Source organism: Mesorhizobium sp. M7A.F.Ca.CA.003.01.2.1, assembly GCF_003998945.1.
Taxonomy (GTDB): Bacteria; Pseudomonadota; Alphaproteobacteria; order Rhizobiales; family Rhizobiaceae; genus Mesorhizobium; species Mesorhizobium ciceri.
The window spans coordinates 1-391 of sequence record NZ_RZRA01001723.1; the positions used below are offsets into that span (position 1 = coordinate 1).

Consider the following 391-nt stretch of genomic DNA (forward strand, 5'->3'; position numbering starts at 1 on the left):
TTTACGTTCCACGGCAAGCGCTTCATCGTCATGAAACGCGACAAGAACCGGATCGCAAGGCTGAGGATCAGGCCAGCCGGCGACGCCTGATGTGCGCCGGGAGACCGGGTGCCGTCATCCCGCGATCTGGCTCGTCGAGCGTTCGTGGATCGTCGCGCCGGTCTCGGCATCCATGGCCGCCAGGCTGACTTCATAACCCCAAAGCCTGCGGATGTGACGAAGCGTGGCGTCGCGGCTGGCATCCTCGAGAAGGATGCCGTCATTGACCTTGTGCTGCAGCCGCAAATGGCGGTCGCCGAGCAGATCGACATCCACCACCTGAATGTCCGGCCGGTTCGCGCCGAGATCATAACTGTTGGCGAGCGCGGCGCGTATCTTGGCGTAGCCGCGC

The 391-nt window shown here is 63.7% G+C and carries 1 pseudogene; it reads right to left on the minus strand.

What is annotated here, in order from left to right:
• Window positions 1-114: 114 nt before the first annotated feature.
• Window positions 115-391: pseudogene (locus EN969_RS35125) on the minus strand (SpoVR family protein); the annotation flags it as partial.